The sequence below is a fragment of the Clostridioides sp. ES-W-0018-02 genome (assembly GCF_020658175.1).
GTDB lineage: Bacteria > Bacillota > Clostridia > Peptostreptococcales > Peptostreptococcaceae > Clostridioides.
Map to the genome: position 1 here is coordinate 273,711 of NZ_JACVVY010000004.1, position 22,519 is coordinate 296,229.

Sequence of the window (22,519 nt, forward strand, 5' to 3'; positions counted from 1 at the left end):
TTAAGATAATTTTTTATTGATATACAGAGAAAGGTTTATGTTATATTTAGTGCATAAATAGAGCTTTCCTTTAATAGTATTAAATAAGAAACAATTTGTACATAATTAGGGGGAGTTTTAATGATAATGATGGTACTTAATAAGAGTAAGCTCAAAAAAATTATAATACTAATTTTAGTGATATTATTAGGATTGTCAGGAGGGGTAATGGTATTAAAATTGTTTAACAATAAGCCCGTTTTCAACTTATTTAATGGAGTAGATTTACCATATGAGAGAGGCACAAAAGATAAAAGTGGCTACGTTGCATTAACATGCAACGTAGACCTTGGATGGGAAACAGAGTACATAGAATCTATTTTGGAAACTCTCAAAAAAGAGAATGTAAAAATTACTTTTAATGTAACTGGGAAGTGGGCAGAAAAAAACAAAGATGAATTATTGAAGATAAAGAAACAAGGACATGAAATAGGAAATCATGGATACAAACACTTAGATTATTCGACACTATCATATGAAGATAACTACAAACAAATAGAAACCTCTAAAAAGATAATTGAAGAAATTATAAATGAAAAGACTAAGTTTTTTCAAGCTCCAGCAGGTTCTTTTGGAGCAGAAACAGTGAAGGCAGCTAAAGAATTAGGATATACTTCAATTAAATGGGATGCTGATACTATAGACTGGAAATATAAAGATCAACCAGAAGTAATTATAGATAGAATGAAGAAAAAAGATATTAAAGATAGTAGTATAATCTTAATGCATCCAACTGATGCAACGACAAAATGTATTGATGATATTATAGCAATTGTAAGAGAAAAAGGATTAAAACCAGGTAAACTTAGTGATGTATTTAAGTAGACAAAGTATAAAAATTTGATTAAGATTGTATAAGTTGTAGTTGAATTAATTAAAAGACTGACTTATAATGTAATACATATAAAAATAAATAGAATTAGAACATAGTGTTTTCAATAATCCAATGTAAAATAAAGAATAAATTTTTAGGAGAATGTAATGTATAAGACAAAAATACTGGAAAATGGGCTTACAATAATTGGTGAAGAAATACCATATCTAAAGTCAATAACATTAGGTATTTGGATAAATGCAGGGTCTAGAATAGAAGAAGAAGAGGTAAGTGGAACTTCTCATTTTATAGAACATATGATGTTTAAAGGAACCAAAAATAGAACCTCAAAAGAGATTGCTAGCACAATTGACAATTTAGGTGGGCAAATCAATGCATTTACAAGTAAAGAATGTACATGTTATTATGTAAAATTAATAGATGAGCATATAGATACAGGAATAGATGTATTAAGTGATATGATACTAAATTCTAGATTTGATAAAAATGATATAGATAAGGAAAGACTTATAATACTGGAGGAACTTAAGATGTATGAAGATTCTCCAGACGATTTATCTTATGATTTATTAGTCGAAAATATATATGCTAATGATGGTTTAGGGATGAATATAATTGGGACAAAAGATTCTCTATACAATATAACTAAGGAATCTATGTTAGAGTACTTAAACAAATATTATATTCCAAATAATGCAGTCATTTCTATAGTTGGAAACTTTGACTTTGATGATATGGTAGATAAACTTAAATCTAAATTTGGAAACTGGAAAAAGAGAAATTTAAATATAGACGTAACTGAGGCTACGTTTAATCCTTGTTTTATATCAAAAAATAAAGATACTGAACAGGTAAATTTGGCTATGTGTTTAAAAGGTATTCCATTTGAAAATGATGATGAAGTTTATTCAATGGCAGTGGTAAATAATATTTTTGGTGGAAGTATAAGCTCAAGACTTTTTCAGAAGATAAGGGAGGAAAAAGGGTTAGTATATTCAATATATTCATCACAAACACTATACAGAAAATGTGGTGAATTGGGTATATTTGCAAGTATGAGTACAGAAAATTTACAAGATGTTTATAATTTAATAAAAGAAGAAATTGAAAATATAAGAAAAAATTATCTTACAGAAAAAGAAATATTTGAAAGTAAGGAGCAACTAAAAGGTAATTATATATTGGATTTAGAAAGTACTAGCAGTAGAATGATGTCTACTGGTAAATCTATGTTATTGAGTAAAAAAGTAAAAACTACAGATGAAATACTTGAATGTATAAATAATGTTGATATTAATTCAGTAAAAAAAGTTGTTGATAAGGTATTCAATATAGAAAATATTGGTACATGTATAGTGGGAAGAGATGTAGAAGATATTCTGCACTTGGATTAATATCTTAAAAAGTAAATCTCTGGAGGTATAAAATATGAATTTATCTGAAATAGCAGGTAAGGAAATAGTTAACTTAGTCACAGGAGAAAGATTAGGAGTTATTGGAGAGTGTGACCTTATACTAGATGAAACTACAGGCGGGATATTGGCGCTTTTAATTCCAAAAGAAAAAGGCTTTTTTGCCAGAAGAAAAGATAAGTCATTTTTAGAAGTTCCATGGAGAAATGTAAAAAAAATAGGCAATGATATGATAATTATAGAATATGAGGGATATATTTAGGAGGAAAAAATGAGTATTTTAGTGCAAAAGTTTGGTGGGACATCAGTAGAATCATATGAAAAAATGAATGAAGTATGTAAAATAGTAAAAGCATACAGAGATAATGATGAAGAGTTACAATTAGTATTAGTAGTTTCAGCAATGGGTAGAAAGGGCGCTCCATATGCCACAGATACACTTATAAATCTGTGTAATTCAGTAAATGATGAACCAAATAAAAGAGAACTTGATTTAATAATGTCTTGTGGTGAAATAATATCAGGGACAGTTCTTGCTAATTTATTAAATGCAAAAGGTATAGAATCTGTTTTCTTTACTGGTCAACAAGCAGGTATAATTACAAGTGATGAGTATTCTAATGCAAAAATAAAATATATAAACCCTAAAAAGGTAAAAAGAGCATTAGATGATGGTAAAGTTGTTGTTATAGCTGGATTTCAAGGTGTAACAGATGATGGTGAAGTAACGACTCTTGGAAGAGGTGGAAGTGATACATCAGCAGTTGCTATTGGTAAATCTTTAGAATGTGAGACAGTTGAAATTTACACTGATGTAGATGGTATAATGACTGCAGACCCTAGAGTAGAACCAAATGCTAAAGTATTGAGTTTTATAGATTATGAAGAAGTATTTCAAATGGCAGATAAAGGAGCTAAGGTAATACATCCAAGAGCAGTACAGTTGGCTAAAAGTGGAAATATAACTCTAGCAATAAAAAATACAATGAATCCAACTTTTGAAGGTACAAAAATAGGTTCTTTATGTAAGCATTTAGAACAAAATATAGAATATGAACAAGAAAAAGACCTTAAAGTTGCTGTTGCAAATAAAGATAGTGTTGCTCAAGTTAAGATTAAATCAGCAGAAGAAGTGTTTACAGAAGTATTAAATGAAATAGAAAAGAAACTTATAAATATAGATATGATAAATTTCTTTATATCAGAAAAAGCCTTTGTTATTGAAGATGCTGATATAAAAGAATTAAAAGAAATACTGGATAAATTTGAATTAGATTATGAAGTAAATAGAGATTGTGCTAAAGTAACATTGATATGTTCAAGAATAGCTGATGAAATGTCTGGTATCATGTCAAAAGTAGTTAGAGGGTTATCAAAAGCAGGAGTATCTCTTTTACAAACATCAGATTCAAATATGACTATATCTTGTTTAGTTAGTGAAGAAGATATGCATACAGCAGTACATGCAATACACCAACAATTTTATGTAAAATAAGAATCGTAATACAATTACTTTTATTCAAAATTTAATAATTTTGCTTATATCTTAATATATTTGATTTATTTGGTAAAACTAAGTTAAATATATTTTGATAGGAGTTTTTTTATGAAAGATTATAAAGATGATAATGAAACATTTGATAAAGATAATTGTAGAAGAGATTCTAGCTGTGAGGAAAGAGAATGTATAAAACAATTTGGCACTAGTGAGATGCCTCCTCAGCCTCCTAAAGATACCCAATGTATAACTATAATTGGAGAAATTGAAGGTCATTTTATAGGAAATCCTCAGAAAAAAGCTACGAAGTATGAACATATAATTCCAATGCTTTATTCAATTGAAGAAAGTAATGATGTTAAAGGAGTACTAGTTGTTTTAAATACTGTTGGAGGAGATATTGAGGCAGGTCTAGCTATTGCAGAACTTTTAAATAGTACATCCAAAAAAGTAGTTACTCTTGTATTAGGGGGAAGTCATAGTATAGGTGTTCCTCTTGCTACTGCTGGTGATTACTCATTTATAGCTCCAACTGCAACAATGATTATACATCCTGTAAGAACAACTGGACTTGTAATAGGTATAAATGAAACTTTCGAGTATTTTAAAAAGATGCAAGAGAGAATAATTCAATTTATCATAAGAACATCTAATATCGAAAGAGATATACTTGATAAACTTATGCATGAGAAAGATGAGCTTATAAGTGATGTGGGTAGTGTTCTAATAGGAAAAGAAGCTGTAGATTATGGGCTTATAGATGAAGTTGGTGGATTAAAAGATGCTATTAAAAAATTAAAAGAGCTTATAAAAGAGTCAGAGGAAGAAAAAAATAATGATTAAAATTTGTTTAAATAATAAAATTTATGATATAATGATGTAATAAAGTAGGAGTGTTAGTGTTAAGGCATTAGCACTTTTTGCTATGAAGGGGTAAAACTTGCTAAAAATAAGGAGTGATATTAATGGCCACGAAAAAGAAGAAAAAAAAGAAGGTAAATACCTTAAGCTTTAATGCAGAATATCATAATTTGATAACCATATTTATAGGTGTATTTTTATTATATAGTTTAAATTCTAATTCTATGGGATGGATACCTGTGATAATGCAAAATCTCTTTAAAGGATTATTTGGAGGACTTTCCATAGCAATACCATTTATAGTAATTATAACAGGACTTCTAGGATTTTTTGATGGAAATGAATATATATATAGACTGAGAAAGACTAAATTATACTACATAATTATTTTATTTATTTTTGTATTTTATGGATTGTTAAATGCAGGAACTCTTCCTGTAGATAGCCCACTAAAAGGTAATATGTTTGATGATGTTATGAAATTGGGTGTAAGTGGACAAGGTAGTGGTTTAATAGCAACAACCATTGCGTATTATATGAGTAAAATATTTGGTATAGCAGGTGGATGGCTAATAAGTATATTTGCTCTTATACTTTCTATAATGTTTATATTTAATATTTCTATAAAAGACTTGGTATCAAATGCAAAGTCAAAATCTAAAGCATCAAAAGACAGTAATTTAACTTTTAAAGATAAAATTGCAAATATGAAAAAATCTGCAATAGATATGATAACTGATGAAGTAGATGATACTACTGTAAACAAGAAGCCTGGATTTTTTAAAGGGCTAATGTCAAAAGGTCGTGACAATGAAGATGAAGAAGATGAATATTTAGAAGAAGAAAATGGTGATGGTGTAGACGATAAAACTATTAAAATAGTTGGTTTTAACAAGGCAGAAGATGAATATTTAGAAATATTAGAAGGAACTCAAAGTATGCCAGAACTAGATGTTTTAAAAGAGTTACAGAAAGCTACAAATGAAAATTCAGTTGTAGAGACTAAACCAGAAAAGAAAGTTGATATAAGCAAATCTAATTTAGCTGTAGAAAAAACTCAACCAATAAGCATTGTATCAGAGTCAAATAATGAAGACTATTCAAATTATAAAAAACCTGGTGTTGAACTTTTAAATAAAGTAAATAAAAAATCTGATGAAAATGGCAAAAAGAAGGTTTTAAAAAATGCCTCTCTTTTAGAAAAGACACTTTCAGATTTTGGAGTGGAAGCAAAGATTAATCAAGTTACAGTTGGTCCGACTATAACAAGATATGAGATACAACCAAGTCCAGGGGTTAAAGTAAGTAAAATTGTAAACTTAACTGATGATATAGCTTTGAGTTTAGCAGCTAAAAGTATAAGAATTGAAGCACCAATCCCTGGGAAAAGTGCAATTGGAATAGAGGTTCCAAATGAGGAAGCTCAAATGGTTGGAGTAAGAGAAGTTCTAGAAAGTGAAGAGTTTAATAATTTTGATTCACCTCTTGCAATGGGACTTGGAAAAGATGTAGCAGGTAAAATTATAATTGGAGATATAGGTAAGATGCCACATTTACTTATAGCTGGTTCTACAGGTTCAGGAAAGAGTGTCTGTGTAAACACTTTGATAAGTAGTATATTATATAAGGCAAACCCTGATGAAGTAAAATTACTTTTAATAGACCCAAAGGTAGTTGAACTTGCAAATTATAATGGAATACCACATCTTCTGATACCTGTAGTTACAGACCCTAAAAAAGCTGCTAATGCTTTAAACTGGGCAGTGACAGAAATGAATAGAAGATATAAATTATTTGCAGATGCTCAAGTAAAAGATGTAACAAGTTATAATGAAAAATCAGAGGAAAAATTACCTAAAATAGTAATAATAATAGATGAGTTAGCAGATTTAATGATGGCAAGCGCAAATGATGTAGAAGATTATATTTGTAGACTAGCTCAGATGGCCAGAGCTGCTGGAATGCACTTGATTGTAGCTACACAAAGACCATCTGTTGATGTCATAACGGGTGTTATAAAAGCTAATATACCATCTAGAATAGCATTTGCAGTGTCATCTCAAACTGATTCAAGAACAATACTTGATATGGGTGGAGCAGAGAAACTTTTAGGTAAAGGTGATATGCTATTTTACCCACTTGGAGCGGCAAAACCAGTTAGACTTCAAGGTGCATTTATATCAGAAAGTGAGTCAGAAAGAGTAATTGATTTTGTAAAAGACCAAGTTAAGGATGGAATAAAGTATGAGGAAGATATAATTGAAACTATATCTAAAGTTAACACATCAAAATCTAGTGATGAGGATGAATTTTTAAGTGAGGCAATAGAATTTGTTGTAGATAGTGGTCAAGCATCTGCTTCTATGTTGCAAAGAAGATTTAAAATAGGATTTAATAGAGCGGCTAGACTTATTGACTCTATGGAAGAAAGAGGTATAATTGGAGCTAGCGAGGGAAGCAAACCGAGAAAGGTACTAATAAGCAAACAAGATTTGCAGAATTTAGAAGGTGAATAGAATTGTCAGTTATAGAAATAGAAAAAGCACTTAAGCTAGAAAAAGTAGTTTTTGTAGATGTAAGAACAGAAGGGGAATATGAAGAAGACCATATATTAAATGCTTTTAATATGCCTCTTTTTAAAAACAATGAGCATAATGAAGTCGGAACTATTTATAAGATGCAGGGAAAACATGAAGCAATACAAAAAGGATTTGATTATGTATCATATAAGCTAAAGGATATATATTTACAGGCAGCAGAGCTTGCAGCAAATTATGATAATATCGTCATATATTGTGCAAGAGGCGGAATGAGAAGTGGAAGTATAGTAAATGTATTGTCATCATTAGGTGTAAATGTTTATCAACTTGAAGGTGGATATAAGGCTTACAGAAACTTTGTATTGGATTACTTAAGAAATATAATGAATACAAAGAACTTTATATCTGTGCATGGATTAACTGGTTCAGGAAAGACTGATTTATTGCATTTATTGAAGAAAAAAGAAATAGATGTATTAGATTTAGAAGGTATAGCTAAAAATAGTGGTTCAACCTTTGGTTTTATAACATTTGATGAGAAGCCACCATCTCAAAAGAACTTTGAAACTAATTTATTTGAAAGTATATTTTTCTCAAAGAAGGATTATATATTTGTTGAAAGTGAAAGTAAGCGAGTTGGAAGTGTCATAGTTCCTAATGAAATCTTCGATGCAATGATACGAGATGGGTATCATATACTACTGGAATGTGATATTGATAATAGAGTCAATAGACTTTGTAGAGATTATATTTATGGTAAAGGTGAAGATAATATATTGGTTTTAAAAGAGTGTATAAATAAATTCAGAAAAAGATTGGGTCATAAAGAAGTAGATGGATATATTGATTTATTAGAATCAGGTAAATATGAAGAGCTTGTAAAAAAATATCTTATAGAATATTACGACCCACTTTATATGCATTCAGTGGAAAAATATAAGTACAATAAAATTGTAAATTTTGATGACACACAAAAAGCCCTAGAAGATGTTATAGGCTTATATGAGAGCATATTGGAAGGAGAGAAAAAATGTTAAAGATAGCATTAGAATCATTAGGATGCTCAAAAAATTTGGTGGATGCAGAAATAATGATGGGAATTTTAAATAAAAAGGGTTATAAATTAATAGGAGATTTTGAAGAAGCTGATGTAATTATAGTAAATACTTGTGGGTTTATAGAGTCAGCTAAGCAGGAATCAATTGATACGATAATAGAATTTGCAGAATTAAAACAGACTGGTAATCTAAAGCTATTGATAGTAACAGGATGTCTAGCTCAAAGATACTCTGAGGAATTAAAAACTGAAATTCCAGAAATAGATGCAATAGTTGGTACAGGAAGCTACCAAAATATAGATGACATACTTAAAGATTTGAGTGAGAAACATCAAATTGTAAGCCTTGATGATATAGAGTTTGTATTTAATGAGGACTTACCAAGATATCTATCTACACCTAGCTATATGGCATACTTAAAAATTGGAGAGGGATGTTCCAATAATTGTACTTATTGTATAATACCTAAGCTTAGAGGTAAATATAGAAGTAGAAAATTTGAAGATATAATTAAAGAAGCGAATAAATTGGCTGAATCTGGAGTAAAAGAACTCGTAGTTATAGCTCAAGATACTACAAAGTATGGTTTTGATTTATATGGTAAAGAAAGATTACCAGAACTTTTAGAAGAGCTTGCAAAGATAAATGGGTTTAAATGGATAAGAGTCATGTACTCATATCCAGAATCGATAACAGAAGAACTGATTAAAGTTATAAAAGAACATGATAATATATGTAGCTATTTTGATATGCCAATACAACATGCAAGTAACAGTATTTTAAAGTTAATGAATAGAAAAACTAGTAAAGAGGATATATTAAATAAAATTAAACTTATAAGAAAGAATATACCAGATGCTATACTTAGAACTACGATAATAGTAGGTTTTCCTGGTGAAACAGAAGAAGATTTTAAACAGCTTGTAGATTTTGTCAAAGAAGTTAAATTTGATAGGCTAGGTGCATTTGCATATTCAAGAGAAGAAGATACACCAGCAGATAAATTACCAAATCACATAGATGAAGAAGTAAAAATACAAAGAAGAGATACTTTAATGATGATTCAACAAAAAATATCTGAAGAACTTAATGATAAAAAAATAGGAAAAACATATGAAGTCCTTATAGAAGAGCAAATAGAAAATAATGTATATACAGGAAGAACACAGGGTGATGCAGAAGAAATTGATAGTATAGTATATGTAAAAAGTGTAGATAATCTTGAAGTAGGAGAATTCGTAAGTGTTCAAATAAATGATGCAATGGAATACGATTTAATGGGAGATGTTGTATATGAACTTGCCTAACAAATTAACTTTGTTTAGAATATTTTTAATTCCAGTATTTGTTTTAATAATGTTATTTAATGTACCGAACAAGTTTTTATTAGCTTGTATTATTTTTATAGTAGCTTCAATTACTGATGCACTAGATGGAAAGATAGCTAGAAAGTATAACTTAGTTACTGATTTTGGGAAGTTTATGGACCCATTAGCAGATAAGTTATTAGTAATCTCAGCACTTACATGTATGATAGAAGATGGTCTTGTAAGTAGTTGGATGGTAATTATAATAGTAGCTAGAGAACTTACAGTTAGCATATTGAGGGCTATAGCAGCTGCTGATGGAAAAGTAATAGCAGCTGGTGGCAGTGGAAAGCTTAAAACGATAACTCAAATGATATCAGTAGTAATTTTATTGTTAGGGGCTCAGTTTGAAAATGAATTAATACTAAATATAGGTGGAATTCTTATACTTATAGCAACACTGCTTACTTTATATTCTGGATGGGAATACCTATATAAAAATAAAGAACTTTTCATGTCTTCTAAATAGAATATTATCATTTAATAATCATAAATTGATTGATTAATAAATAAAAAATAGCAACTTAAAATTTTAAAAATGTAAAAAAGGGTATACTATAATAGTATACCTCTTTTCTTTTTTAGGAATATTTTCTTTTGTGTATATAATTATTGATAATGGTTTATAAATAAAATGTAGCAAATAAAAATATAATCATTAGGAGCGTTTTTAAATTGACTAGGTTTGATTTATGTTATATAATTAATATATAACAAGAGAACAAATGTTTGTAGATAAATGAAGGGATGGTATAGAGATGAGTGTAGATCAAGAAAAATTAAAAGCGTTGAATGAAGCTTTAGGTAAAATTGAAAAAGATTTTGGTAAAGGTTCAGTAATGAAATTGGGAGAAGCAACGTCTATGTCTATAGATGTTATATCAACAGGAGCAATTGGTTTAGATATAGCTATTGGTATAGGAGGTCTACCTAGAGGGAGAATAGTTGAAATATATGGTCCTGAATCTTCTGGTAAGACGACTGTTGCACTTAGTTGTGTAGCATCAGCTCAAAAAAATGGAGGAATAGCTGCATTTATAGATGCTGAACATGCGCTTGACCCAGTATATGCAAAAGCATTGGGTGTGGATGTTGATAATCTAATCATATCTCAACCAGATACAGGAGAGCAAGCCTTAGAAATAGCAGAGGCATTAATAAGAAGTGGTGCAATTGATATAATAGTAATAGATTCAGTTGCAGCATTGGTTCCAAAAGCAGAAATAGACGGAGATATGGGTGATTCTCATGTAGGTTTACAAGCTAGACTTATGTCTCAAGCACTTAGAAAATTAACTGGTTCGATTAAAAAATCAAATTGTGTTGCTATATTTATAAACCAATTAAGAGAGAAAGTAGGAATAATGTTTGGAAATCCAGAAACGACTACTGGAGGACGTGCATTAAAGTTCTATTCATCTGTTAGATTGGATGTTAGAAAAATAGACACAATAAAACAAGGTGACAAGGTTATAGGAAGCAGAACAAGAGTTAAGGTTGTTAAAAACAAAGTAGCACCACCATTTAAACAATCTGAATTTGATATAATGTATGGAGAAGGTATATCAAAAATTGGAGATCTTTTAGATATAGCTGCTGACATAGATATAGTTAAAAAATCAGGCTCATGGTATAGTTACAATGACACTAAACTTGGACAAGGAAGAGAAAATGTAAAAAAATTCCTAGAGGATAATATGGATTTAACTAATGAAATAGATGAAAAAGTTAGAACATTTTACAATTTAAATGAGGTTAGTGAAGAAGCCGGTACTTTGGTATCAGAAGAAGTTGTTGAAAAATAAGTGAAAATATAAAAAAATAACTATTAAATAAGGACATACCACGCTCCCTATTAGCTTGACACAATGTTGAAAAAATTATAAAATTAAGTGAGGATAAAATATCTAAATTTAATTTTAATTATTAGGAATATTTTTTAATCATAGTGATGACATTTTGGGATTATTAACGAAGGAGGTGGATGTCATAGATAGTGTAGTAATGATTGTAATAGGTGCAGCTGTTGGTATTATAGCTGGATATTTTGTTAGAAAAAATATATCTGAAGCAAAAATTGGACAAGCTGAAAACTTGGCCAAAGAAATAATAGATAAAGCACACCACGACTCAGAAACAGTACAGAAAGAAAAGTTATTAGAAGCTAAAGAAGAGATCCATAAATGGAGAACAGAAGCTGAAAGAGAAAACAAAGAAAGAAGAACAGAAGTACAAAAGTATGAAAAAAGAGTAGTACAAAAAGAAGAAGTCTTAGATAGAAAATTACAAAATTTAGAATCTAAAGAAGTAAATTTAAGTGAAAAATTAAAGACAGTTGAAAAGAAAGAAGAAGAAGTTGAAGTAATAAAAACTCAACAATTGGAAAAATTAGAAAGCATATCAGGAATTACATCTGATAAGGCTAAAGAAATTATTTTAACAAATGCTGAGAGAGATGTAAGACGTGAAATGTCTATAATGATAAAAGAGATAGAAGGTCAAGCTAAAGAAGAAGCTGATAAGAAATCAAGAGAAATTATAGGATATGCAATTCAAAAATGTGCAGCAGATCACGTAGCTGAAACTACTGTTACAGTAGTAAGCTTACCAAATGATGAAATGAAGGGTAGAATAATAGGTAGAGAAGGTAGAAATATAAGGACTCTAGAAACTTTAACAGGGATAGACCTTATAATAGATGACACTCCAGAAGCAGTAATTTTATCAGGATTTGATCCAATAAGAAGAGAAATTGCAAGAATTGCTCTAGAGAAGTTAATAGCAGATGGAAGAATACATCCAGCTAGAATTGAAGAAATGGTTGAAAAAGCGAGAAAAGAAGTTGACAATATTATAAAAGAATATGGTGAACAAGCTGCATTTGAAACTAGTGTACATGGAATTCATCCAGAATTAATAAGATTATTAGGTAGACTTAATTATAGAACTAGTTATGGACAAAATGTTCTTAAACATTCTATAGAAGTTGCTCATATAGCTGGTATAATGGCTGCTGAGATAGGTGCAGATATTAGATTAGCTAAGAGAGCTGGTTTGTTACATGATATAGGTAAGGCTGTAGACCATGAAATGGAAGGTACACATGTTGAAATAGGTATGGATTTACTTAGACGTTATAAGGAATCTAAAGAAGTTATACATGCTATGAGTACACATCATGGAGATTATGAACCTCAAACAGTAGAAGCTGTATTAGTTACAGCAGCAGATGCAATATCAGCTGCTAGACCTGGTGCTAGAAGAGAGACTTTAGAAGCTTATATTAAGAGACTTGAAAAACTAGAAGAAATAGCTAATTCATACGAAGGTGTAGAAAAATCATTTGCTATACAAGCTGGTAGAGAAATTAGAATAATGGTAAAACCAGAAGCTATAAATGATGAAGAAATACACTTATTAGCTAGAGATATGACTAAGAAAATAGAGGATGAACTTGAATATCCTGGACAAATAAAAGTAAGTATAATAAGAGAAACAAGAGCTATAGAATATGCAAAATAAAATATAAATATCTAAATGATAATAAAAATATTTTTAAAAATTTAGATTTGCCACAGGATTTAATAATTTATCCTGTGGCTTTTTAATTTTCAAGGTATAAAATGATATAATTTGAAATAATTATAAGGCTGATAAATATTAATTATAAAGAATTAATAAAATTAATCCTTATATACACATTGTTTGTATAATTATTTAAGTTTGTTTGATATAATGAAGTGATAAAATAATCTATTATATCTAAATAAATATTTTTAGGTTATATAATTTTTTTATATATTCAAATATATAAAAGATATACATATATTTTATGGAGGAAACTATTGTGGAAAAGAAAACATCTAGATGGTATATGTATTATTTACCAGTATTACTAACTTTATCAGTAATACTGTTGTTTGTTTGTGCTTTTAAATCAGATAAACATTCAAATCCTCGAAGCAATCTTATTCCAGTTTCATTTATTGGAGAATTTAGAACATCTAATTCTGAAAATCTTCAGCCGTTTATCAATGTTGACTCATTGAATGATATAAGAAAAGAGTCTATTTATTTGCGTGGACATTTTAGCAGAAATATTCCAGCTGGAGAGACACTTTTGCTACATATCAGCCATCTAAAAGTTGATATTCGTGTATCTAATAAAGAGGTATTTTCCATACAAGAAGGTAGAGAAAATGCACTAACAAAGTCTACAGGTCATCTTTGGACAGGTTTTAAATCTGATGGAATATCGGTTGACGATTTAGTTGAGATAAATATACAACGAGTGTACCCTAGTGGGCGAGCATTACAATTAGTATGTTTTTTTGATGAAATGCAGATTGGCTCCAAGGGCGATTTAATTGTTAGTATACTCCACGAAAACAGGATTGGTCTTATATTTACTATGTTAACAATATCTTTTGGCTTATTTGGTCTAATTGCAAGTATCATTTTGTTTTTTTTGAAAAGTGAGCTAACACGTCAGATTTTTTTGTTATCATGTTTTGCTATATTTGGAGGAATTTGGTGTTTAGCAGATTTTAATATACTTACTCTTATTATCCAATCTCCAACTCTTGTCAGTATTTTGGAATTACTGTCGCAGTTTTTACTTCCAACTTTTTGTATACTTTATTTGTCTACTTACTTAACTGAGTGGAGATTGAACGTTATAAATTTATGTGTGTATTTAATTATGACTATTATACTACTTTGTATTATTCTCCAAATACTTCATATTTATGATTTGCATGAGTTTCTGATTTTACAAAATAGCATCTGTATTCTAATTGTATTACTTGGTATGGGGTTCTTGGTTATTGAAATTATTATATACAGAGAATCTGATGCTAAGATTGCTTTGTTTGCTTATCTACCAGCAACTATAGGTGGTATTGCAGAAATAGCAAATTATTATACTATATACATTAGAAGTCTACCATTTTTTTGTATAGGTTTTCTAACCACTATTGTATTACAGATTGGGCATATGATGCTATCTATCAAAAGAAAGGAAAAGTTTCAACAGAGATTAGAGGGAGAATTGATGGAAAATCGTATTTCTATAATGCTTAGTCAAATACAGCCTCATTTTTTATATAATGCACTTAACACTATCCAATATTTGTGTAAACATGATTCTAACATGGCAGTTCATGCAGTAGAAAAATTTTCTTCTTATCTTCGTGGAAATATGGATTCTCTTACACAAAAAAAGCTAATTCCATTTGAAAAAGAATTAGCTCATTTAAAAAATTATTTGTACATAGAGTTATTACGCTTTGGAGAGCGTATAAAAATACATTATGAGCTTACAATTACTGATTTTTTTATTCCTGTTCTCACTATACAACCAATTGTTGAAAATGCGATACGACATGGTGTTACAAAACAAAAAGAAGGGGGAACAATTATAGTATCAACATCCAAGGATGAAAATAACATTTATATTGTTATAAAAGATGATGGAGTAGGTTTCCAACCCTTTGAAAGAGTTAATGATGGAAAAAGCCATGTTGGTATTCAAAATGTAAAAAGACGATTAGAGACACAATGTAATGGAATTCTAAATATAGAAAGTGGTATAGGAAAAGGTACAATAGCAACAATAATCATTCCTATTAGAAAGGGGTAAAATTATGAATATAATTGTCGTAGATGACGAGCAAATTGCTCTTAAAAATTTGAATGAAAAATTAACATATATTTCTGGTATTGAAAAAGTTACTCTTTTTGATGAACCTAAGTTGGCGCTAGAGTATTTAAAAAGAAATTTTGTAGATATTGCATTTCTTGACATTGAGATGTACGGTATGAATGGACTAGAGTTTGCATGTCTAGCAAAAGAAATTTTACCAAACATAAATATTATTTTTGTAACTGGTTATTCAGAATATGCGTTAGATGCATTTTCAATGCATGCCAGTGGATATCTTCTAAAGCCTGTTACAATAGAAGGAATTCAGAAAGAAATAGAAAATTTACGTTCTCCTGTTGTTTTGAACCATAAGAGCCATATATTTATTCATACATTTGGTAACTTTGAGGTATTTGTAGATGAAAAGCCATTAACTTTTACTAGAGCAAAATCAAAAGAATTACTAGCTTATTTAGTAGATAGGAAAGGAGCAAGTGTGACTATTGCTGAAATTGCAGCAGTACTTTGGGAAGACAAAGAATACAATCGTTCTTTGCAAAATCAAACGCAAACTGTTATATCACATCTGATGAAAACCATAAAGGATGCAAAAATTGAATATATAGTTATTAAAAAATGGAATAGCCTTGCAGTAGATATTACAAAATTTGATTGTGATTATTATAATATGTTAAGGTGGGATATGATGGCAATTAACACATATGCTGGAGAATACATGACAAATTACAGTTGGGCAGAATTAACTACAGGTATGCTGTATCAAAAAACTTTTAATTATAATTGTTAAAGATAGATAATATGTTTTTATACAGCAGAAGTTCTTAAGTTTTTTGTTTTGTTGATGTGCTTTGGATGTGCATTATCGATTATATTAATATATTATAGGAATATTAAAAATATATAATAATAAATAAAAATTATATAATAGATTTATATTATTAAAAATGATTTAGATGAGCAATTTATATGTTTTTACATGTAATATCTATGCATTAATGTTGATTTATGAAATTTAATATTTGAAATAAAATTAAGTTTTTGAGATAGTTTGCTGATTAAAATTAATTATATTGTAAGCACTAAAAAGTTGAGAATACAATGAGCCAAAGTGATGATGAAAGAGAGGATACATGATGAAAAAAAATACACTTTTACATACAAATGTTATTGTTTGCGTTATTATTACTATTGGTTTTATAGCTACATCTGTGATTGGGTACCAATCTAATACTAATATTTTTAAAAATGATATTGAACACGTATCTACATTGGCTGCTGAAGGTATTTATTATCAGATAGATAAACTTCTTTCACAACCTATAAATGTATCACTTACCATGGCCAATGATAGTCTATTAAAAAATTTTTTAACTAGTGAGAAAGAATATATAAATGATAGGAACTTTGTTTATAAATTACAGGATTACTTAAATACATACAGAAATAAATATTCCTATGATTCTGTTTTTTTAGTTTCAACCAAGACAAATAATTATTATCATTTTAATGGACTTGATAGGACACTTAGTGCTGACAACTCAGAGAATCAGTGGTATTATGATTTTTTAAAACAGGATGAAGAATATTCATTAAATGTTGATAATGATGAGGCAAGTAATAATAGTATTACTGTATTTGTAAATTGTAAGATAAAAGATGATAATGGATCAACTATGGGAATTATTGGGGTTGGATTAAAAGTTGACTCATTACAAATGTTACTTAAAGAATATGATGAAAAGTTTGATGTTGTAGCACGTCTAATTGATGATAAAGGATTTGTTCAATTATCATCTGAGGAAACAGGCTATGAACATGTTAATTTATTTGAAGACGAAAGTAGTAATTTATCTGCTTCAAAAGATTTAATCTTGAGCAATAAAAAAGAACAGAATAGTTTTTGGAATTCATCAGAAAAATTAAAAAGTTATGTTGTATATCAGTATATCCCAAGTTTAAAATGGCATCTTGTTTTGGAAAATGATTTGACTACAATGAGTAGACAACTTCAAATACAGTTTTTAAAAGGGATTGCAATTATAATTTTAATTATAATGTTTGTACTTTTTACAATTACACGTGTGCTTAAGAAATACAAGCAACAAATAATTAATCTCAGCTCTTCTCAGAAATTAGAATATCAAAAGTTATTGAGTAAATCTACTGAAGATCTCTATGAAAATATTTTTGAGATTGATGTTACTAATAACAAAGCTGGTTGTGAAGATGCAAATCGATATTTTAAAGAGTTTGGCTTAAGTCTTAGCACACCATATGATGAAGCACTCTATATAATTGCTAAAGGGCAAATTAAAGAAGAGTATGCACAAGGTTATTTAGATACATTTTTACCTGAAAATGTTCTTAAGTGTTATAATAGTGGAATCAATAACATAAGTTATGACTTTTTAATTAAAAGAGATGAAGAAAATTATCATTGGATGAGGATTACTGCCAGAATTTTCTTTTGGACATCAGATGAATCTGTTCGCATGATTTCTTATCGTGAAAATATAGATGAAGAAAAAAATAGAGAATTGTTGCTTCTTGAGCGTTCACAACGTGATTCTCTTACTGGTCTTTATAATAAGGGAGTAACAGAGGACTTTATTAGTACATTTTTAAAAAGTGATAAAAATCAAAATTCAGAACATATTTTTCTGATTTTTGATATTGATGATTTCAAAAATGTAAATGATAGATATGGTCATGCATTTGGAGATTTTATTATAAGTGAATTTGCATTAGAATTAAAGTCTCAATTTCGTGAAGATGATATTGTTGGGCGTATTGGTGGAGATGAATTTGTTGTGTTGATAAAAGATTTCAATAGCAGTAATTATGTAATTATGGATAAATTAGAGCGTTTTTGTTCTAAGATTAACCAGAAACGTTTTGCTGAACATGAAGAATTTTCTATTTCATGTAGCATTGGTGTGGCAATATATCCTGAGCATGGCTGTAAGTATTCTGAACTCTATGAAAAAGCAGACCAAGCACTTTACTATACAAAGGGTCATGGAAAAAATTCTTTCCATATTTTTGGGGATGATTCTATTGATGGTATAGCATTTAATATAGACACTAGAGATGTAAAGTTATTGTTGGAGATGTCTACTGATGGGATTGCAAAATTTGCTTGTATGGAAAATTTGAAACTACTTTACTTTAATCAAAAAATGCTTGAGTTTACTGGTTATTCAGCTAGAAATGTTTCATCCAAAGATTTTGATGTACTTTCACCTATATCACCAGAGGATTTACAGGTTGTACTTGATACACTGAATAAAGCAATACCTAAGAGAGAAACTTTTGAAGTGATTTTTAACTTCCGTCATATAGATGGACACTATTTCCCTGTGAGAATGCAAGGTAAGTTTGTAAATGAACTATACCAAAATCGTTACCCTGTTTTTTATGCAGTTTACACAGATATATCAAACTTTAATGTTTTTTTAGGAAGATAATTTAAATAAAACCTGCTAATATGAATGGATTATTTTTTAGCAGGTTTTAAAATTTTTTGTTCGTTAATTTTTATATAATTAAGTAATATAAGTCACTAGTTAAAGAAATTTTACCTTTTTAGAGTAGATTTTATTTATTATTTAAAAAAATAATTCTGAAGTTTATTTTGTCAGTGCTTATCATAAAGAATTTTATATTTATATATATCTATACTTATTGCAATTTTTCTTTAATAGTTTTGTATTTATTTGTACTTATTTTGAATTTGTTTACGAAATTTGCCTATAAAAAGTATATATAAAAATATAGTTCAAAATGGTATAATTAGTTATAACAGAAGGAGGTAATATAAGTGAGCCAATACATAAATATAAACTCTCAGTTAGACGCCCTGAAATTGAAAGAATTCGAGAAAGTATTTTACGAAAATATCAATAAGGACGTTAAAGTAGTGCCAAAAGTTACTCCTTTTAAAGGAATAAATACTGACTTGTTGTATGTAAAAGATGGAAAAATTTTATTTATAAAATTTATGGATACAACAGAAGACATATATTTTATTTTGGAAGAAGAGTTACTTGAAGTTATGCATGAGGAATATGAGCTTTTGAAACTAAAAATGGGACAAAAGAATAGAAATATAAGCTATAACTATGTTTACATTATGCCATATGTTGAAGTAGATGAAGCTTATGAGTTTGAAGAATTTGTGAATAATAATATAATAGATAAAAATAAGCTTCAAGATATAATGGCTAGTGCTTCACTGGATGAATATCTTAAGGAAAAAAATGATGAAATAAATTTAAATTTATTTTTATTAGATATATGTTCAGAATACTATATAATAAATGACACACTTCACCTAAACGAAAAATTTAAAAAAATTTCCTTCTATAATGATGACTATAAGTATACAGCAACTATGATGGAAGAAATTCAAATTAAAGATGCTATTTCTATTAAATATGGAAATACACTTATTGAAGGCGGTTCTGGTATAGGAAAAACGGCAAATATGCTTTCTAGAGCTATAAAACTGGCAAAAGTATATCCACATCATAAGTTACTAATATTTACACATACAAAACAACTATGTAATGAACTTCGAGAAAGAATAGAATTATTATATAAAGACAATAACAATTTAGAAGTTCATACATTTAGTTCCTTTATATTTAAATTAGCTAAAAAATATAATCTAATTATTGACTATAATATGTTAAAAAATGATTATGAAAAAACATTTAATAATCTTGTAAAGCAAGCACAAAACATTATAAAGAATAAAAATATGTTTAAGGCTATTTTTATTGATGAAGCAGAAAGTTTTTTAGATTATGAAATAGATTTTATAAGAGAGTTTTTATATAAAACAAAATTCATATTTAATGTGTATTCTTGTAACTCTTTAAATATCTTTAATAGACTAAATATATTTAGGAAACTATACAGCAATATAGAGTTTGATGATAAAATAATATTAAATAAAAATTATAGGCAAGCTAAAGAAATTGTTGATTTTACAAATAATTTTTCCAATAATTCTAACGCTTATATTAATGAATTAAGACCTAATACAAAGTTTAATACTTTTTTTAATACAAAAGCACTTAGAGGTGGTAATAAGTCGGTTGATATAATAAAAGTAAGTGATTTAGATGACCAAATAAGTTCTGTAATATGGGAAATCGAATATTTAATAAGCAAAAAAGGTCTTGATTATTCTGAAGTTGCTATTGTATATCCTTATAATAAGAAGAAATTAAAAAGTGGAAAAACTATTTATTTTCAATACATGTTAAAAAAGGCATTAGAAGAAGCACAAATTCCTTATATATGCGCAGAAGATAACTTAACAAACATAAGTAAGAAGATAGGAACGACAATAGCAAATATATATACAATAAAGAATTTAGAATATAAAGCGATAATAATATGTGAGTTAGAAATGTTGTATAATCAAACAATAAATGATACAGAGCAAGATTATCAAGTAAATGACTTTGTAGGTGATTTAAATAAGGTTTATTTGGCTATGAGCAGGGCCACTGACTATCTAAGTATAGTAACAACCTTTAATGAAGATGCAAGTGATATAATAAGAATTATTACAGAATCAAAAGAAGATAGGGAATAAAACATATTTTGAATTCAAAAAATTAAAAGAGACTGAATTGTGTAGAATAAATATTACCAACTCAGTCTCTTATTTTTTTAACTTACTTTTCCAATATTATCAAAAGGTAATAACCTTACCATGACCTTACCAAGAATTTCGTCTTCATCAACCATACCTACATCTGGGAATCTACTATCATTACTATTTTCTCTGTTATCACCCATTGCAAATAACTTTCCTTCTGGAACAACTGTGTCTATATCTCCAGAAGTATAATTATTATGTATATATGGTTCGGTTAGTAATTTGCCATTTACATATACTTTAGAATTTGATATTTTTATACTGTCACCTTCAGTAGCTATAACTCTCTTTATTAAATCTTTTTTCTTTCCAGTATCTCCATCAACTAAATTAGTTTTAAAAACTACAATATCACCTTTTTCAGGTTTACCAACTTTATATGATATTCTATTTAAAATTAGATAGTCTTTATCATCTAAAGTAGGATACATTGATTCTCCACTAACAATAGAAGGTCTTATAAATTGTAATATTACAAATGCAAGTACAATAGCCATGGCTATTGACTTAATCCAATCAAATATTTCCTTTTTAACACTCATAATTTTTCTCCTTATCATTTGTCATTAAATTAAAATACTCTAGAATAAAAAGAAATAACCAAGAACAACTATACCCAAAATTATTCTATAATAGCCAAAGACTTTGAAATCGTGTTTTTTGATATAATCCATAAAAAACTTAATAACTACGATTGAAACTATAAAAGCTACTACAGAGCCAACACCTAAAATAAGCCATTCAAATCCAGTAAATCCAAACCCAGCTTTTAAAAGTTTTAATGCACTAGCTCCAAGCATTGTAGGAATAGCTAAGAAGAATGAAAATTCTGCTGCTACGTATCTAGAAGTACCAAGTAATACTGCACCGATTATAGTTGAACCAGATCTAGATGTACCTGGAATAAGAGCTAGACATTGGAATAAACCTATACAAAGAGCTAGTTTATATGTAACTTGAGAAAAATCTTTATATTTTGGTCTTTTATTTCTATTTTCAAGTCCTATCATTATTATACCATATACAATAAGAGCAATTGCAACTACTGTTGAATTGAAGAATAATCTGTCTATATCATCCTCAAACAGTATACCAATAACTCCAGATGGTATAACTGCAATTATAACCTTAAGCCATAAGCGAACTGTTTCTTTTTTTTGTTTAGTATTTTTTGCACTATCAAAAGGATTTAACTTCCTAAAAAATATAACAAGTACAGCCAATATTGAACCAAATTGAATTACAACTAAAAATGTATTTATAAATGTAGATGAAAAATTCAATTTTATAAATTCATCAACTAATATCATATGCCCTGTACTACTTACTGGTAGCCATTCTGTAATTCCTTGAACTATTCCCAAAATGACTGCTTTAAAAACTTCAAGCAAACTAAATGTTTCCAAATTTAAATACCTCCAATACAAATTTATAGTAGCATATTTTATTCAAAGATTAATAAAATATGCCATCTTTTACTAACTTATAATACCATAGTACTGTGTAGTGCACAATGGAAGATTGATATTTTCATAAAACCTTCATAATTTAAAATCATAAACTTGAAACT

17 protein-coding genes are annotated in these 22,519 nt (G+C 28.5%); 15 read left to right on the plus strand and 2 right to left on the minus strand.

Annotation, left to right across the window (positions count from 1 at the left end; translation table 11 throughout):
- Nucleotides 1-120 precede the first annotated feature (120 nt).
- The 15 genes from IC219_RS12290 (at nt 121) to IC219_RS12360 (ending at nt 20,883) form a co-directional block, all read left to right on the plus strand.
- On the plus strand, nt 121-864 hold the full coding sequence (locus IC219_RS12290; RefSeq protein WP_227434229.1) for a polysaccharide deacetylase family protein: 744 nt from the start codon (nt 121-123) through the stop codon (nt 862-864).
- Between the two features lie 156 nt (nt 865-1,020).
- A complete protein-coding gene (locus tag IC219_RS12295; protein WP_227831208.1) occupies nt 1,021-2,268 on the plus strand; it encodes a M16 family metallopeptidase in 1,248 nt (415 codons plus the stop codon).
- Nucleotides 2,269-2,302: 34 nt separating this feature from the next.
- Entirely contained in the window at nt 2,303-2,548 is a 246-nt protein-coding gene (locus IC219_RS12300; RefSeq protein WP_003419503.1) for a YlmC/YmxH family sporulation protein, read from the plus strand.
- 9 nt (nt 2,549-2,557) lie between these two features.
- Nucleotides 2,558-3,781: an aspartate kinase gene (gene dapG / locus IC219_RS12305; RefSeq protein ID WP_227434231.1), complete on the plus strand. Its 1,224-nt coding sequence runs from the start codon at nt 2,558-2,560 to the stop codon at nt 3,779-3,781.
- 111 nt (nt 3,782-3,892) lie between these two features.
- Complete coding sequence (locus tag IC219_RS12310) at nt 3,893-4,627, plus strand: ClpP family protease (protein WP_227434232.1); 735 nt, start codon at nt 3,893-3,895, stop codon at nt 4,625-4,627.
- A gap of 122 nt (nt 4,628-4,749) precedes the next feature.
- Nucleotides 4,750-7,161 carry an FtsK/SpoIIIE family DNA translocase gene (locus IC219_RS12315; RefSeq protein ID WP_227831207.1) on the plus strand — a complete coding sequence of 804 codons (2,412 nt, stop codon included), beginning with the start codon at nt 4,750-4,752 and terminating at the stop codon, nt 7,159-7,161.
- A gap of 2 nt (nt 7,162-7,163) precedes the next feature.
- The gene (mnmH, locus tag IC219_RS12320) at nt 7,164-8,222 is read left to right on the plus strand and encodes a tRNA 2-selenouridine(34) synthase MnmH (RefSeq protein WP_227434234.1); all 1,059 of its coding nucleotides are present in this window, start codon (nt 7,164-7,166) and stop codon (nt 8,220-8,222) included.
- Nucleotides 8,216-9,550 (plus strand): 30S ribosomal protein S12 methylthiotransferase RimO, encoded by a 1,335-nt coding sequence (rimO, locus tag IC219_RS12325; protein ID WP_227823664.1) that lies wholly within the window; start codon nt 8,216-8,218, stop codon nt 9,548-9,550. Before mnmH ends, rimO begins: the two co-directional genes overlap by 7 nt.
- Nucleotides 9,537-10,079 carry a CDP-diacylglycerol--glycerol-3-phosphate 3-phosphatidyltransferase gene (pgsA, locus tag IC219_RS12330; RefSeq protein ID WP_227434236.1) on the plus strand — a complete coding sequence of 181 codons (543 nt, stop codon included), beginning with the start codon at nt 9,537-9,539 and terminating at the stop codon, nt 10,077-10,079. The genes rimO and pgsA overlap by 14 nt, the downstream gene beginning before the upstream one ends.
- Before the next feature lie 289 nt (nt 10,080-10,368).
- Entirely contained in the window at nt 10,369-11,415 is a 1,047-nt protein-coding gene (gene recA, locus IC219_RS12335) for a recombinase RecA (RefSeq protein ID WP_227434237.1), read from the plus strand.
- A 175-nt stretch (nt 11,416-11,590) separates the two neighbouring features.
- Complete coding sequence (rny, locus tag IC219_RS12340) at nt 11,591-13,132, plus strand: ribonuclease Y (RefSeq protein ID WP_227434331.1); 1,542 nt, start codon at nt 11,591-11,593, stop codon at nt 13,130-13,132.
- A 325-nt stretch (nt 13,133-13,457) separates the two neighbouring features.
- Complete coding sequence (locus tag IC219_RS22030) at nt 13,458-15,251, plus strand: histidine kinase (RefSeq protein ID WP_227831206.1); 1,794 nt, start codon at nt 13,458-13,460, stop codon at nt 15,249-15,251.
- 4 nt (nt 15,252-15,255) lie between these two features.
- Complete coding sequence (locus IC219_RS12350; RefSeq protein ID WP_227434239.1) at nt 15,256-16,062, plus strand: response regulator; 807 nt, start codon at nt 15,256-15,258, stop codon at nt 16,060-16,062.
- Nucleotides 16,063-16,408: 346 nt separating this feature from the next.
- Entirely contained in the window at nt 16,409-18,742 is a 2,334-nt protein-coding gene (locus IC219_RS12355; protein ID WP_227831205.1) for a diguanylate cyclase, read from the plus strand.
- Between the two features lie 353 nt (nt 18,743-19,095).
- Nucleotides 19,096-20,883 (plus strand): UvrD-helicase domain-containing protein, encoded by a 1,788-nt coding sequence (locus IC219_RS12360; protein WP_227434241.1) that lies wholly within the window; start codon nt 19,096-19,098, stop codon nt 20,881-20,883.
- A 77-nt stretch (nt 20,884-20,960) separates the two neighbouring features.
- Here IC219_RS12360 and lepB read toward each other — a convergent pair whose 3' ends face one another.
- Entirely contained in the window at nt 20,961-21,491 is a 531-nt protein-coding gene (gene lepB, locus IC219_RS12365; RefSeq protein WP_227434242.1) for a signal peptidase I, read from the minus strand.
- 39 nt (nt 21,492-21,530) lie between these two features.
- Nucleotides 21,531-22,355: an undecaprenyl-diphosphate phosphatase gene (locus tag IC219_RS12370; RefSeq protein ID WP_227434243.1), complete on the minus strand. Its 825-nt coding sequence runs from the start codon at nt 22,353-22,355 to the stop codon at nt 21,531-21,533.
- Nucleotides 22,356-22,519: the final 164 nt, after the last annotated feature.

What these genes read in the sequence shown, in the direction of transcription:
- IC219_RS12290 (WP_227434229.1), top strand. Translation starts at nt 121, where the DNA reads ATGATAATGATGGTACTTAATAAGAGTAAGCTCAAAAAAATTATAATA.
- IC219_RS12295 (WP_227831208.1), top strand. Translation starts at nt 1,021, where the DNA reads ATGTATAAGACAAAAATACTGGAAAATGGGCTTACAATAATTGGTGAA.
- IC219_RS12300 (WP_003419503.1), top strand. Translation starts at nt 2,303, where the DNA reads ATGAATTTATCTGAAATAGCAGGTAAGGAAATAGTTAACTTAGTCACA.
- dapG (WP_227434231.1), top strand. Translation starts at nt 2,558, where the DNA reads ATGAGTATTTTAGTGCAAAAGTTTGGTGGGACATCAGTAGAATCATAT.
- IC219_RS12310 (WP_227434232.1), top strand. Translation starts at nt 3,893, where the DNA reads ATGAAAGATTATAAAGATGATAATGAAACATTTGATAAAGATAATTGT.
- IC219_RS12315 (WP_227831207.1), top strand. Translation starts at nt 4,750, where the DNA reads ATGGCCACGAAAAAGAAGAAAAAAAAGAAGGTAAATACCTTAAGCTTT.
- rimO (WP_227823664.1), top strand. Translation starts at nt 8,216, where the DNA reads ATGTTAAAGATAGCATTAGAATCATTAGGATGCTCAAAAAATTTGGTG.
- pgsA (WP_227434236.1), top strand. Translation starts at nt 9,537, where the DNA reads ATGAACTTGCCTAACAAATTAACTTTGTTTAGAATATTTTTAATTCCA.
- recA (WP_227434237.1), top strand. Translation starts at nt 10,369, where the DNA reads ATGAGTGTAGATCAAGAAAAATTAAAAGCGTTGAATGAAGCTTTAGGT.
- IC219_RS12350 (WP_227434239.1), top strand. Translation starts at nt 15,256, where the DNA reads ATGAATATAATTGTCGTAGATGACGAGCAAATTGCTCTTAAAAATTTG.
- IC219_RS12355 (WP_227831205.1), top strand. Translation starts at nt 16,409, where the DNA reads ATGAAAAAAAATACACTTTTACATACAAATGTTATTGTTTGCGTTATT.
- lepB (WP_227434242.1), bottom strand. Translation starts at nt 21,491, where the DNA reads ATGAGTGTTAAAAAGGAAATATTTGATTGGATTAAGTCAATAGCCATG.